Genomic DNA, 14,810 nt, shown 5'->3' with positions numbered 1-14,810 from the left:
TTGTTATAAATATTAAAAAGTACTTATCTAAGGAGATTGGAACTTTATGAATAAAACAAAATTGAGCTTTATTATTTTAACAATTGTTTTAGGTGTAACTGTATTTTTTGCTTTTATGCTTCCGAATATAATTATGGATAATGAATTGCGTCATTTTTTTCCTGAAGAACATGATTCGTACAAACGCTTTAACCGATTAACTGAAGATTTCGGCGATCAATATATAATGGATGTTGTAATAGAAACAAAGGAAGAAACTATCCTTCATAAAGAAACTATTGGGATAATTGCACAAATTACCGAAGACTTGGAAAATCTTGACAATATTGTAAATGTAAAGTCGATAACAAATGTTGATTTTATTACCGATGATCAAGGAACTCTTTCGACAGGGGCCTTAATCCCCGAAAGTTTTAATGGAACAAAGAGTGAAATAGATGATCTACAGAAAAGAATTTTAGAATGGCCTAAGGCATATATCGGTACCGTTCTGTCTTCAGATTTTAAAGGCGTACAAATAATTGCAACCTTAAACTCAGATTCAACTCCGACGGAAGTAAGCCGTATTTACAATGAGACCTTAAACATAATTGAAACAAATTTGAGTAAGGATAAAAGTTTAAACTATAAAATTGCAGGAGATCCGGTATTAGGTGAATATGGAAAAATATTTATGTATGCAGATTTAAAAAATCTAATTCCATTAATAACAGTTGTCGTTTTGCTTTGCCTTTTTTTCTCCTTTAAAAATATAGAAGGAACTCTTCTCCCCCTATTGACGGTTTTAATAAGTACGATTTGGACAGCCGGTATTATGTCAATCATAGGAGAACCTCTTACGATAGTTTCAAGCTGTCTTCCCGTCTTGCTTATCGCTGTAGGTTCCGCTTATGGGATACACATAATAAATTATTATTACCAAAAATTGGAAAAGGAGCCTCTTATTACAAGTGTAAGCCGCCACCATGAACTTATAATGCAGACGCTTAAAAGTGCCCGTCCGCCTGTTTTACTTGCAGGCATCACAACAATTGCAGGATTTGTTTCTACAATAACAAGTCCTATAAAGCCCTTGAAATCTTTTGCGATCTTTAGTGCGGTAGGTATTGTCATCGCTCTTTCCTTAGCTTTTTTATTTATACCCTCTGTTTTAATGTTAAAATCGGTCAAACAAATACAAAAACAGCAAAAAAGAATGAGCCTCCTAAATGTTAAAAAGAATGCGCGCCTTGCAGCTCTGGGTGTAAATAAAAAAGGAGCTGTTCTCGATAGATTTTATTCCTATTTTAATAAAAGACAGGCTGTTTTCATTATAGGTCTTTTAGTCATAATAGGAATTTCAATTTGGGGAATTTTTAATCTTAATATCGAGTCGGCATTTTTGGAATATTTTCCTAAAAATTCAAAGATACGCAGTGATGTAGTTTCTATCGATAATAAGTATGTAGGAACTACAGGCTTTAGCTTGGTTGTAACAGGATGTGAAAAGGGAGATATGTGCAATCCTGAAATTTTAAAGAGCATGGATGATCTTGAAATTTTTTTAAAATCAAATCATCCCGAAATAGGCAGCATTGTTTCTTTTACAGAATTTATAAAACGCATGAATCAGGTTATGAATGCTCATCCTATAGAACCTAATACTTATAATGCAAATGAAGAAAGCTCCGATATCGTTGAAAGTTTTTTCGATGATGAAGATACTCTTGAAAGTGATTCATACTCTGAAACCGATACAATTGCTTCCGGTACGGTTTCGGTATTAAAAGATAACTTAAATCGGGAAGAAACTATAGAGCTCTTCGTTTCAGCTTACGCTAAAGCTTATGCTTCTTCTAATTCAAGAGAACTCGGTGTATCCGAATTTATTGAAGCCTTAAAGCGTGAGATTAACTATAGAGGAGCGGCTTATTATGAAATACCCGACGATATCGAAAAATATTCTGTTTCACAAAAAGAAGAATTAAAAAATATTATTTCGCAGTATTTGCTTTTATATTCGGGAGCTCTTGATTCTCTTTTAGATGAAACTCTTGAACCTAAGAAAAGCAGAATGCAGATTATAATGCGGACTCATGATACGGGGAAAATTAAAAATGTTATTCAGGATGCAGAATATTTTGCAAGTACACATTTTCCTCAAGGCTATACTTTAGAAGCTGCCGGTTTGGGAGAATTGGAAACAGCTATGACTTCTATGATAATTTCAAGTCAGGTATCAAGTTTGGTTTTGGCTGTTGTAATAGTATTTTGTATTTTATCTCTCTTTTACCGATCTTTTATTGCGGGTCTAATCGGGGCTATTCCTCTCGGTATTTCCATCTTACTTAATTTCGGCATTATGAGTTTAACGGGAATAAACCTTGATATGGTAACAAGTTTGGTTGCGGCTATTGCAATAGGAATCGGAATAGATTACACGGTTCACTTTATGAATAATTATCATAATGAAAGAATGATAAGTGAAGACTTAACACAGGTTACATTAAAAACTCTCCGGCATTCAGGAAAAGGAATTGCCGTAAACGCTTTTTCGGTAGGATGCGGTTTTTTGGTAATGTGTTTTTCTAAATTCGTAGTCCTCAGGTTTGTAGGTTTTTTGGTAGCGGTAGTAATGTTCACAAGTTCCGTTGCTGCATTGACCATATTACCTGTCGTATTAAATATTTTTAAACCATCATTTATGGCTAAACCGCATAAAAACATTTTTGCGCAAAAGCCGAAAGGAGAAACAAATGAATAAGTCATTGTTAAAAAAAGCGGTTATACTGTTTGCATTAACGGTATTATGTATCGGATTTACGTTTGCAGAAGACGGTAAAAGTATTGTTCAAAAATCACTCGATGTAAAACGGCCTAAGTTTACTCACTCTGCCTTAAAGATGACTCTTGTCGATTCTAAAGGAAATACTGAAGAACGGATGATAGAACAATGGGCAAAAGATCCCGGAGATAAAACAGGAGCTGCCGTTATCGTTTTTAAAAAGCCTGCTTCAGTTAAAGATACAAGATTTTTGCAGATTGTAAACAAGGATAGGGCCAATGATAAGTGGATTTATCTTCCGGCTCTTAGAACTGTCCGCCGTATTGCGGGAGCCGAAGGTTCAAAACCATTTATGGGAACCGATGCCGATTATGATGATCTTGAAACAAGAAAGATAGATGATGATACTCATACTCTGCTCGGTGAAGAAACAGTTGATTCTTACAATTGCTGGAAAGTCGAATCGACGGCAGTAGATCCGAAAAGCAGCCGCTATTCAAAAAAAATTACCTACATCGACAAAGTAACTTGTATTCCGGTAATGGCCGAAATGTATGACAAAAAAGGTGCGTTGCTCAAAGTATTGAAGGTAGAAAAACTTGAACAAAAGAACGGATATTGGATTCCTATAAAAGGAAATTTAACGAACGTTCAAACCAAACATTCTACCCATCTTGAAATCCTAAATATAGAAATAGATAAACCGATTAATGATAAAATGTTCACGCAGAATTTTTTAAATACGGGAAGATTATAAGGTATTTTGCGATTTTTTAACGGAGGCATTATGAAAAAATATATATTTATTTGTATGATTTTTGTTTTTCTACATTTTGCCCACGCTCAAGACTCATTTTTTGATGATTCCGATTTCAACGATGAAAGTGCAAACTCGGAAACCGGACAAAGTTTATCGTCGAATTTTGAATTTTCAGGCTTTGCCGCTCTTGGAATAAGATTCTATCCTCACCCTGATTTAAAGCGGGCGGAAGCGGTTCCTAATTTCGGCATAAATTTAAAACACTCTTCTTCAAAAACGGAAATTGACTCTCATTTTAAATTCAATATGAGGACTATTTTAGAATATCCTCTTGATTTTATTGATGAGTGTACAATGAGAGCCTATCTTGGAGATTTTGTATTATCAACAGGAAAGATGAAATTGGTTTGGGGAAGGGGTGATATGCTCCATGTTTTGGATGTATTTAATGCTAACGATTTTACGGATTTTACTATTCCTTCTTATATTGACCGAAGAATAGGAGAGCCGATGATTCATCTAGCCTACAACGCTCCAATACCCCTGCGGCTCGAAGCTGCATGGACACCTCTTATGACCCCCGACCGTGTTTCCTTAAAAGGACCTTGGATACCTTCGCAAATTGAGGAGGCAAAACAAAAACTCTCCAATACCCTTTTTGACGGTACATTGCTAGATTTATTTCCATCACAAAAAATTGAAAATATAATGTATACAACCATAAAGGATACTTTAACTGCCATAACATCCCCTCCGGCTAATATAACGGTAAATTTTCCTGTATTGTCTGATGAGGAAATAGATCAAATTAGTTCACAATTTAATCCTCTTCAAAAACCTGTAATAAAAGCAATATTAAAATCTTTAAGCGGCAAGCCCATTACTATCGATATTTCAGGAACATTAACCGAAGATAAAATAAATGAAATTGCAGAAAAAGAATCAAAAAAATATGCAAAATTTATTATTGAGGAATTTAAAACTTCCTTACAAAAAGCCGGCACAATGATCCAAAACTTTGATTTAGATCCCTTTATAAAAATCGGAATGAACTCTTTTCTTCCCGATATGAATCAGATAAAATATGGGCAGTACGGCTTACGACTTTCAGGTTCTTTGGGGCCGACCGATATGGCTTGCCAATATTATTTTGGGCATTATAAAACTCCGTCTATCGACGTTTCTGCGATGGTCGAAAAAGCTATGAGCGGCGGGAATATAAGAGATTGTGTTTATTACGATCCTATTCACATTTTTGGTATAGATTTCGGAGCTGCAATTTTTATGTTTAATTTTAGATCGGAAGCTGCATATTATATGAGCTACGATTTTAAGGGTAATAATCCTGCCGTTCATAATAACAGTATTCAGTGGGTTTTAGGCTTTGATGTAGATATTCCGCTCAATAACATAAACCTAAATATTCAAAATATAGGTTCTTATATTTTAGGTTTTAAAAATGTAAAAGAAAATAATAAAAACGGTTTTATAGACATGGATTGGAATAAGGCACAAAAAGCTTCAAACAATAAACTCATTGTAAATATCTCCGATTCATGGCTCCACGAAAATTTAAGCGATTCTATAACAATAATTTGGGGAATAGAACATAATGATGCTGTTATTATGCCCAAAATAAAATATAGGATAAAAGACGAATTTTATATGGAAGGAACGGGAGCTTATATTTATGCAAAAGATAAAAAAAGTGAATTTGCTTCATGGAAAAATAATCACTTTGTTCAATTAAGCTTTGAATATCATTTTTAATTAAACAAAAAATCTGGCATAAACAAAGCCCCTCCAATCCTTAAAGGATTTGAAGGGGCTTTGCAAAATTATTTTATCATAAGATTGCTTCATTTAGCCGCCAAAGAACAGCGGAACTAAGAACGAGGCAAGCAGGATTATAAATGCTCCTCCCAAGCGGGATGAGATTTGAGCAAAGGGCATGAGTTCCATGCGCTTTGAAGCCGTAAGAACGGCAACGTCTCCCGTTCCTCCCATATTTGCCATACAAAGACCTGCAGTGATAGCAGCTTCAATCGGATAAAAGCCAACAAGTTTTCCTATGAGTCCTGCACCGATTACAACCAAGAGTACAAGTACAACATAAGAAATGCTGAATGCTCCGATAATATCGCCGAGATTTGTATATGCAATGCCTATACCTACCAAGAGGGCTGCGGTAAAGTTTTTTGCAACAAATTTATACCAAAGAGCGCAAGCATTTTCAAAGTTTTTGGGTAAGATATTTGCTGCCTTTACAACAGCAACGCTTATAATCATCCAAGCATAGGTGTGAATATTTACACCGATAAGTTTAAATAGGTTAGAGACTATATTTCCCCATGTAAAGAAGGCTGTTGCAATAACGATAGCAATTCCAAACTCCAGCAAGGAAAAATGTCTTTGAAGTTCCTCATCATTAGGAACTTCAAAGGTTCCGCTTGCGAGAAGTTGTCCGTTTCCTGTCCAAGAAGGTTTAATCTTGCCGAGTTTATTAAGTACACCTCCGGCCACTATTGCAAGAGCATTACCGAGGGCAACTGCCGGTACAAGCTTAGATAAGATTTGCTCTGTGGGAATTTTCAATGCGGATGAAAATACTTGGGAGATCGGTACAGCTCCGGCACCCATTCCTCCGCCCATGATTGGAATACCGATATAAGCGATAGCTTCCGTTGCCTTCATTCCAAAAATAGGAGCTCCTAGTGCAACCAAAACCAATGCTGCTGCAACCGAACCTATAATACACGGGAAGTAGCGTATGGCAGCCTTTATTAAAAGCTTTCTATCCATTCCTAGGATAGAACCTGTGATAAGGGCTGCGATGTAAAAGTCTAAAAAGCCTCCGCTTTTCATAAAGGTTGAAGTATTTTTTAAAATTCCTTCGGGTAAAATATTATAATAAGCAAGGGCACTGGATGCAAAGATAATTACGATCGGCCCTCCTCCAAAGAATGTTTTTACTATAGGAGTGTTATCTCCGATAATGTTTAGTACTTCACCAAGTACCATCATCAAGAGAAGGGCTCCTATCATTCCGCCGGGCAGCTTATTCCACCATATGGCAGCAATTACAACTGCCGAAATAATGCCGAATAGTGTGAGCGGCATACCCAAAATCTCATACTTTTTCTTTTCGTTTACCATAAAATAAACTCCTTATTTTGACTCTGTTTCAGTGACAACTATATTGGTTAAATCGGTTAGCTTTAATAGTCGAATATTGTTCTTGCTGTCCTGAACCAATAATCCCTTATCGCCTATCGTTATAGGTGTATAGGGCAAAACTTCCACGGCAGATTTAGCTTGAAGTTCAAGTTTATCGTTATAGCGCCCGATGAAGTATTTTCCGTTATTATCGATTACTGCATAATAATCGTTTCCGTTTTTGATCAAAACACTTTCACCTGCAATATTTTCTTGACTTTGTTTAACAATTTCAAGGGATTTTGCGTCGATAAGAACCAAAGCTATAACCGCATTACCGGACTTGGTGCCTGCGATGGCCATAAGGTTTTTCCCTACGATGTGCAGGTTTCTTCCTCTGATTGTATTGATTCCGGAAGTTCTAAGCTCTTCTTCCGTTTTAAGGTCTAAAAGAACAAGTTCCGACAGCATTTTTGAATCGTCTACAACCTTCAAACCATAGCCGGGAATTGATGAGGCTATTGCTGCATCTCCCTCAGCCTTTTTCTCTGCTTTCTTTTCTTCTATGATTTTCTGTGTATCGGAAGCGATGTCTTTTCTGTCCGTTTGAGCTTCTTCAGTCTTTTTTTCAGCCATCTTTTCTTCTTCTTTTACTTCTTTTTTGGCCTCATCCGCTTTTTTTTGCTTCTCATCGGCGGCGTCCTTAGCCTTTTTAGCTTCTTCGGTCTTCTTTTCGGTTTCTTTTTGAGACTTTTCAGCTTCTTTTTTCTTTTCTTCAGCTACTTTTTTATCTTCAGGTTTACCTGTTGTTGCTGCCTTCTCTTCAGCTTTTTTAGCCTCTTTTTGCTTTTGCTCTGTTTCTTTCTTTTGCTTTTCAGCGGCTTTTTGCTTTGTATCGGCTTCCTTCTTTTGCTTATCCGCTTCTTTTTGTTTTACATCGGCTTCTTTTTTTGCAACCTCTGCACGTTTAGCGGCTTCCTCGCTTTCTCTTTCTTTTAGGTCAACCATTTCCTTGCGTTTTTCAAGGTCTTTACCCTTATCTTCACGCATTTTTTCGACAACCTTTTTATCCGAGATTGAAGTAGTGTCTACAGAGCTTATAGTGCCTGCATATTTTTGGTCTGTCAGCGGAATAACTATTTGGGTTTGTCCCGGCCATTCATCGTAACGCAAAGCTAAACCGGCTTTTTCTTTTGTCAAATTCTTTGTAACAACCTGCTTGTACTTTTGGTTAAAAAAGTCCATGTTTTTGCGATAAACGGCATTATAGATTGTAACAAAGTGTGCAAGAGTTGCCGCATCCTTATCGGAATATCCGTAAGCTGCCTTCAAATATCCTGCAATTATAAGCCTTACGTTATTAATATGATCAACACCGGCATTTTTTCCGATAATGAAAATATCCGCATCAAGGCCTTCTTTTACTGCAGGGTCGACACAGTGAATGACTGAATATCTATTCATATCGCCTGCACGGCCTGCTTTTACGGCTCCTGCAAGATTCGATCCTATTCCCCGAATTGTGTCGGCACTATCTACCACATCATGAGGTCCCGTGTAGTTAATAAATTCTATAGTCTTATTTTTTACAGAATCAATTTCAGGCTTATCAACTTCAATTGCAAATCCTGAAAAAACTACCATAATCAAAAAAAACGAAAAAACTAATAGCCTTCTCATAAGTAAATCCTCCGTTCTTCCTATTTTACTATATTTTTGATTTTTTGTCTTGCATAATTTTGAATAATATTGGAATAAGGGCCCTTAATAATGTAAAAAAGATTTGAAATTGCAGCAGAAGCCGTTTCATTTGAGCCGAATCGCATCAAGGCGGTCAAACAATCGCAGACTGCGGCCATAAGGTTAATATCTCCGTATTTTGCCTTTCCCATTACAAAGCGGATGCCTTCGATTGTTCGGTCATCGGGATCGTAGGCAAGATGTTCCAAACCTCTTAAAATTCCGGCAAGTACGTCAGGGTCGTCTATTTTGTAGATCCCTTCCAATAAAATATCCCTATATTCATAGGAACCGAGTCTTCCCAAAAGCTCTGCAGCCCTTGATCTATCAAAGGAATTAAAGTCTTGCGAAAAATACGAGGCCTTGCGCTTATTTTCCAAGATAGTTTTTAATTGGAAGGCGTAGCGAGGTTCCTTTTCGCCTACGGTTCCGTTTTCTATTTCTTTTTGTATAACATCTAAAAGTTCTGCCGTAGTAGCATATTCAACAAAAAACGGAAAGTCCTCCTTGCCCTTGTCATCTTTTTGTATTATGGAATAAAAATTTTCAGGAGCATTTCGTTTTGTCCCTTTTCGCAAAAGCTTTGTTTCCACCCTGTAAGCATTTAAAATCTCGTTTGTTATTCCGACCAAAAGTCCGTTTTCGGTTATTATAGGGAAGAAATTGGTTTCAGGTATCTTTTTTTCCCATTTGATGCGCCCTGCGTCTGTAATAAGACAGCCGAATCCTTTTGCGGTAATGTTGAATTCGTTGCCGATTGCATAGCAATGCACTCCGCTCGAAAAATTACCCGAAGTTTTTTCTTCCCACATAAGTTCATTAGTTTTTAGATCCTTAAAAACAACTTTACCGCTTTCAAACATATAAAGGACTTTTCCGCCCTTATAAAAAACATTTTTACAGATTTCGGGTTCGGTAGTTTGCCAAAGAGCTTCCGAACCTCCTCCTGTTTTATAGTATGAAATTGAGCCGTCCGTACATGCAAGTATATATCCTTCAGGAGCCTCTCCTATAGCCGAAACGGTCTTTTTAAGTCTGTACTGTTCTACAATCGAACCGAAGATGGAAACACGCAAGAAATCTCCCGATTTTAAAATCAAAACTATATCTTTGGAGCCCGTTTCTGCAGGTTGAAATACGGGGGCGGAAACAAGGGGTAATTCCCACTTTAGTTTTCCTCCCGAGGTGAGGCAAATTATGTTATTATCTTGGATTATAAAAATGCGGCCGTCCCGTGCGGTGTGTACGGGAAAAATCGGTTTTTTCTTTAACGGATAAGTCCAAAGGGGCATTCCTTGAGAAGAAAAGGCTTCGATATTTCCCTTTGCGGTAACCATAAAAACTATTCCGGCTTGAGAAACCGATAAAAACTCGCTTGGGAATTCACCCGTATTTCTTCGCCATAAAAAGGTCCCTTGAGAGGTAATGCAGTTTAAGGCCTTGTCGTCTCCTGCCGTATAAATATTTCCGTTCCAAAAAACGGGAACCGTTATGTTCTTGCCGGCAAAAACCAATGTCCAATGAGCGTCAAGGGTTTGCGCCGTTGCTTTAAAAGAAAAAAAGGAAAAAATAATTAAAAGAAAACCTAAGCCTTTTTTTTTCATAATTTCGCCCGCATTCCGTTAAAATATAAAAGGAAATACCCTCTTAGGTTTTAAGGCTGCAAATTCTTCAGGAAATTCTTCCCTGTATCTTTTATTTATAGTATAGGCCCTCGGAACAAGGTTGGCACAGGTCCAAAATGCAAACAAAAGGCCTACAAAGCTCCATGATAGGAGGGCAAAGCCGAACCATTCCAATATTTCACCGAAATAATTGGCGCTGGATACATATTTGTACATCCGTTTATGCGGAAAATAGTGTGCCGTGTCTCCCGGCTTTCGTAAGGAACGTATATACTTGTCCGAGTCTATGTTTATGGCCATTCCGAGCAAAAAAACAAGAGCTCCGATTATAAATCGGGGGTCATAAAGCCACGAGATGGGGTACATGGTCTTGGGGGAAAGGTAAAAAAGCCATGCACCTATTAAAAAGGCATTTATCGTATTAAATGTGATTCCCATCAAAACGATGAGGATGGGCATCTTACTTTTTCCCTTAAGTAAAAAAGGAAATATAAAAACTCTTTGAGCATAATGCAGCACAAAAAAAAGGCCTATTATAATTCTCACAAAATTTTCAGGTTTAGCCCATACACACATTAGGACAATCATAGTGATAAGTGTAGGAACTTCCATTAAAAACCACGCAATTTTATTGTTAAAAGAAAATCCCCATTTTTTATTTATCATCTTACCGTATCCGGCCGGAACAAAAAACAATACTACAAAACAAATTAAGCCTACGCCGAATAAGACAATCTGCGTAATATTAAATATAAATATCAGTCTTTCCATATATATTGAGTATAAATTATCTATGTATCAGCGTCAAGAGAGGGAGTATTAAGGCCGGAACAAAGAGTCCGAGCAAAATACCTGCCGCAATACCGATGCCAAGTTTGGGTAAAAGCCCGATATTTTTTTCCCCTTTGCACGTTCTAACAGGTTTAAAACGATTTGTCCATAAGCTTTAAAAGGGCTTCAAAATTTTTCATAGTAGACAAATGAGTTCTCACGCTCAATTGACTAAAATCGCTTTTTTATGTACAATAATAAATTGAGGATATTATGAGTGAAAGACCCGTACAGAGTAAATTGAATAATGCATTAAACATCCTCAAGCAGGGAGATCTAAGAGGTTCCTATGCCGAGCTTGAAAGGTTATTGAGGGATGACTTGGAAAATGCAGAAATCGACTATACTCTAAAGGGCGTGCGGTTTTGGGAGGATAAGCTTGAAAAAGCAAAAAAAGCTTCGACTCCATTAGAAAGGGCAGAGATGATGATCTCTCAGTGGAAGCCTTTTTTAGCTTATATTCACCGTCAGGGGGAAGAAAAAGAATCTATCATATACTCCTTAAAATGTGCCGTTTTTACGATTGCTTTGGAATTTTACGCAGATCTATTTAATGAAGAATCAGAGCTGCCTGATGCAGAGCCTTACCGTAAAATAGGTCTTTGTTATAAGGTTCTCGGAAACTATGAAAGAGCTCTTGATTTTTTAAGGTATGCCGCCGAGATAGACAAGAATTCGGGATCGGTTTTAGCGGATTTGGCCGATTGTTATGCCCTATATGGGGAAATAAAATTTGCAAAAGCTTTTTTTCGGGAAGCCTTTTTTATAGACCCTGAAGGGATTGAGCTTCAATTTCTTGAGTCTGAAATTATTTGCAGGCTTATTAATAGAGTTTATAATCTTGGCTACAGGGTTGAAGATATTGCTGATTGGTTGCCTATTTACGGTGTTATCGACGGCGTTTTTAATGTAAAGCGTGAGCTCAGGGCCTTTGAAGTAGGGCAATTAAAGCAAAATATCTTTTTGATGGAAGGAGAGGTTCAAAATGCCTCTCAAGAACAAAAACATAAGCTTGTTCCGCGTTTAATAAACCATTATTTTTGGCTGATCGACCATTATGTGAGTGTAAATGAAAGCAAGTCAAAAATAGATGACCTGCTTTTGCGGATAAAAGTATTAGATCAAAATATATATAATTGCTATATGAGATAGCATATTTTCGGAGGATTTATGGCTGATATACAGAAACAACTGATAGAGATGCTCAATGAAGAAAAATGGACCAGAGCAGCTATAGGCAACTACACAACAAAGAATTTTGAAGATCTATATAAATTAGTATCTACAGCAAAAAAAGAAAATGTTGTGGATGAAATCAAACAAATATGTGATGAACATTTAACACATACAAAAAACAGTATAATAGCTCTTTATATTTCAAGTATAATTTCTCTTTCAAATCAGCTTTTGGATGATTCAAATGTTGTAAGCCTAATCGGAATATTTACCGACAACCACAGAACACAAATAGTTGAATATCTTTGTAAAAAGGTTCTCGAATACGGAGAATCCAAATTTGCCCTCCGTACATTGGCTGAATGCTATAAGGCTGCAGGGAGTGAAGACCTTTATGATATTTGGGAACGCCTGGTTAAGGTTGATTATGATGAAGCCGAGGTTGCCAAACTTTTAGCCGAAAAATATGAAAAAGACGGAAACACGGAAAAATCTATAGAATATTATAAAAAAGCCTTGTACCGCTTTATAAACCGCAAGCAAATAAACGGTGTAAAAGAAATATGGTCAAAACTTGTCACCTTAATCCCTGATGAGATTGACTTTTTCTTCCGTATACAGGCTAAGATTACAGGTGTCATGGATAACAGCCGCAATTCCATATTGATGCAGGATGTTTACCAATATTACAGGGGAAATGAAAACTGGAATATTTGTATCGATATTTTAAAGCTTATTCTTTCTTATGATGAAAAAGATAACTGGGCAAGGGAAGAAATTATCGAATGCTTTAAAAATAAGTACAAAGATCACAGCCAGCTTGCAGAATGTATTAAGGTTTCGGACTTGAGTCAGCCTTGGCGCCCCGTATTTGATGCTATTGCCGACTTTGAAAAACATATTTCCTTTGATACGGGTTCCTTTGTCTTCCACCGCACATGGGGTGTAGGACGCATTGCTTCAATTAAAGATGATGACCTGGTTATAGACTTTGCAAAAAAACGAGGTCACAGTATGAGTCTCAAAATGGGTATTACCGCCCTCCAAACCTTGGATAGGGAACATATCTGGGTATTAAAATCTACGGTCAGCAAGGAAATTCTTACAAAAAAAATAAAGAGTGATCCCGAATGGGCATTGAAGACTATAATAAAGAGTTTTGACAATAACTGCGACATGAAAAGGATTAAGCAGGAACTTGTTCCGTCACTTTTAACGGCAGGTGAATGGACCAGCTGGAATACGAAGGCTAGAAAGGTCTTAAAAGAAAATCCAATGTTCGGTATCAATCCTGATAATATAGACTTTTACAGCGTAAGAGAGCGTCCCATTGCCGCCGAAGAAAAGCTTTCAAACGAATTTAAGGCTCAAAAGAACTTTTTTGCCAGAATTGAACTTCTTAATGCCTATGATGCCTCGGAGGCTTGCGATGACGAATCCGATACCTTCCGCGAAATGCTTGATTATTTTGAAGGCTTCCTAAAAGCCTTCAGTCAGGTAAATGAGCTGGTTATTTGTGCCTATATTCTTGTTAAAGAATTTATTGCAGACAAGCAACAGATCTCGGCCGTAAAGCAATATAATTTTGCAGAGCTTTACAGCCGTATTGAAGATCCGATGGAGGTATATTCTCAAATAAAGGATAAGGTTTCGATAAAGGGGCAGACCCTTCGACAGAAATTCTTAAAGTACATAAAAAATCTTATTCCCAATTGGGAAAAAGAATATATCAGACTATTCCCCACGGTTTTATCTTCCGAAATCTTGGATGCTCTGATAGAAGCCGGCTCTACCGATGATGTAAAGAATTTGGTAAAGGATTGCTTTGAAAACTACCGCATATACAGAAGTGCCGTTATTTGGTTCTTTAAAAATATTCAGGAAGAAGAATGGTTTAAGGAACTCGGTATCAGCGTAGAGCAGCAGCTCATAGTGCTTATTCATATTCTTGATATTACATACCGGGAAATTGCATCGAGAAGAAATACAACCGAAAACCGAAAGATCAATCATCAAGTACATACAATCCTATTCGGAAAGGATGAGCTTTTACAAAACTTTATAATGGAAAGCGATGTAGATACAATAACCAGGCTTTATACCCTTATCGATGATATAAAAGATCTTGATCCGGTAATTAAGATGAATATTAGAGCTAAAATTGTTGAAAAGCATAAGGACTTTAAATTCTTTGATATTGAAGAAAAGACTGTTACGGTTCACGGCTTGATCGTTACGGCAAAGATGCTCGATCTTAAAAACAAAGAGCTTATCGAAATCAGGGATGTTAAAATTCCGCAAAATGCAAAGGATATCGGTTTTGCTCTTTCGCTCGGAGACTTGCGGGAAAATGCCGAATATAAGGCTGCAAAAGAAGAACAAACCCGCTTAGGAAATGCCTTAACCCGATTACAGGATGAACTTGATAGAGCTCAGATTTTTGATCCTACAACTGCTACTGCAAAGAAGGTTTACTTCGGCAGTAAGGTAAAAATTCTAAACAATTTGACAAATCAAGAAGAAGAGTATACAATTTTAGGACCGTGGGAATCGGATCCCGCAAACGGAATAATTTCTTATATGTCTCCCTTAGGAAACGGATTGTTTAACCATAAAAAAGGAGAAGAGGTTGAATTTGAAGTAAATGACGAAAAAAGGAGCTATAAGATTATAGATATTTCTATCGCGGATTTGAAATAATTTGATTGAGACTTGCAGGTCTTGATTTAGATATGCAAGTCTTCTAACTGCACCCCGA

The 14,810-nt window shown here is 37.0% G+C and carries 9 protein-coding genes; 5 read left to right on the top strand and 4 right to left on the bottom strand.

Annotated elements, in window-relative coordinates; all coding sequences use genetic code 11:
* Positions 1 to 46: 46 nt before the first annotated feature.
* Genes TDE_RS12725 through TDE_RS12715 form a run of 3 tightly spaced genes read left to right on the top strand, consistent with a single transcriptional unit; the run spans position 47 to position 5,294 of the window.
* Positions 47 to 2,743, top strand: a complete 2,697-nt coding sequence (locus TDE_RS12725; protein ID WP_002680747.1) for an efflux RND transporter permease subunit — start codon at positions 47 to 49, stop codon at positions 2,741 to 2,743.
* Positions 2,736 to 3,521: an outer membrane lipoprotein-sorting protein gene (locus tag TDE_RS12720; RefSeq protein ID WP_002673490.1), complete on the top strand. Its 786-nt coding sequence runs from the start codon at positions 2,736 to 2,738 to the stop codon at positions 3,519 to 3,521. The genes TDE_RS12725 and TDE_RS12720 overlap by 8 nt, the downstream gene beginning before the upstream one ends.
* A 30-nt stretch (positions 3,522 to 3,551) precedes the next feature.
* Positions 3,552 to 5,294, top strand: coding sequence for a hypothetical protein (locus TDE_RS12715; RefSeq protein WP_002673491.1), 1,743 nt, complete (start codon positions 3,552 to 3,554; stop codon positions 5,292 to 5,294).
* Positions 5,295 to 5,387: 93 nt separating this feature from the next.
* On the opposite strand, the gene TDE_RS12710 is transcribed toward TDE_RS12715, so the two are convergent.
* From TDE_RS12710 to TDE_RS12695, 4 genes are read right to left on the bottom strand one after another with little or no spacing between them, the layout of a single operon-like run.
* The gene (locus TDE_RS12710; RefSeq protein ID WP_002680734.1) at positions 5,388 to 6,680 is read right to left on the bottom strand and encodes a 2-hydroxycarboxylate transporter family protein; all 1,293 of its coding nucleotides are present in this window, start codon (positions 6,678 to 6,680) and stop codon (positions 5,388 to 5,390) included.
* A 12-nt stretch (positions 6,681 to 6,692) separates the two neighbouring features.
* Positions 6,693 to 8,360, bottom strand: a complete 1,668-nt coding sequence (locus TDE_RS12705) for a P83/100 family protein (RefSeq protein WP_002680732.1) — start codon at positions 8,358 to 8,360, stop codon at positions 6,693 to 6,695.
* A 20-nt stretch (positions 8,361 to 8,380) separates the two neighbouring features.
* On the bottom strand, positions 8,381 to 10,024 hold the full coding sequence (locus TDE_RS12700) for a PQQ-binding-like beta-propeller repeat protein (RefSeq protein WP_002680731.1): 1,644 nt from the start codon (positions 10,022 to 10,024) through the stop codon (positions 8,381 to 8,383).
* Positions 10,025 to 10,042: 18 nt separating this feature from the next.
* Entirely contained in the window at positions 10,043 to 10,816 is a 774-nt protein-coding gene (locus TDE_RS12695; protein WP_002667090.1) for a DUF1295 domain-containing protein, read from the bottom strand.
* 273 nt (positions 10,817 to 11,089) lie between these two features.
* Between TDE_RS12695 and TDE_RS12690 the strand changes: the two genes are divergently transcribed.
* Together TDE_RS12690 and greA are read left to right on the top strand one after the other, a co-directional pair.
* Positions 11,090 to 12,028, top strand: a complete 939-nt coding sequence (locus TDE_RS12690; RefSeq protein WP_002667094.1) for a tetratricopeptide repeat protein — start codon at positions 11,090 to 11,092, stop codon at positions 12,026 to 12,028.
* 18 nt (positions 12,029 to 12,046) lie between these two features.
* Positions 12,047 to 14,752 (top strand): transcription elongation factor GreA, encoded by a 2,706-nt coding sequence (gene greA / locus TDE_RS12685; RefSeq protein WP_002673498.1) that lies wholly within the window; start codon positions 12,047 to 12,049, stop codon positions 14,750 to 14,752.
* Positions 14,753 to 14,810 lie beyond the last annotated feature (58 nt).

This window comes from Treponema denticola ATCC 35405, from assembly GCF_000008185.1.
Lineage (GTDB): Bacteria > Spirochaetota > Spirochaetia > Treponematales > Treponemataceae > Treponema_B > Treponema_B denticola.
This window is presented reverse-complemented; position numbering and strand designations above follow the sequence as displayed.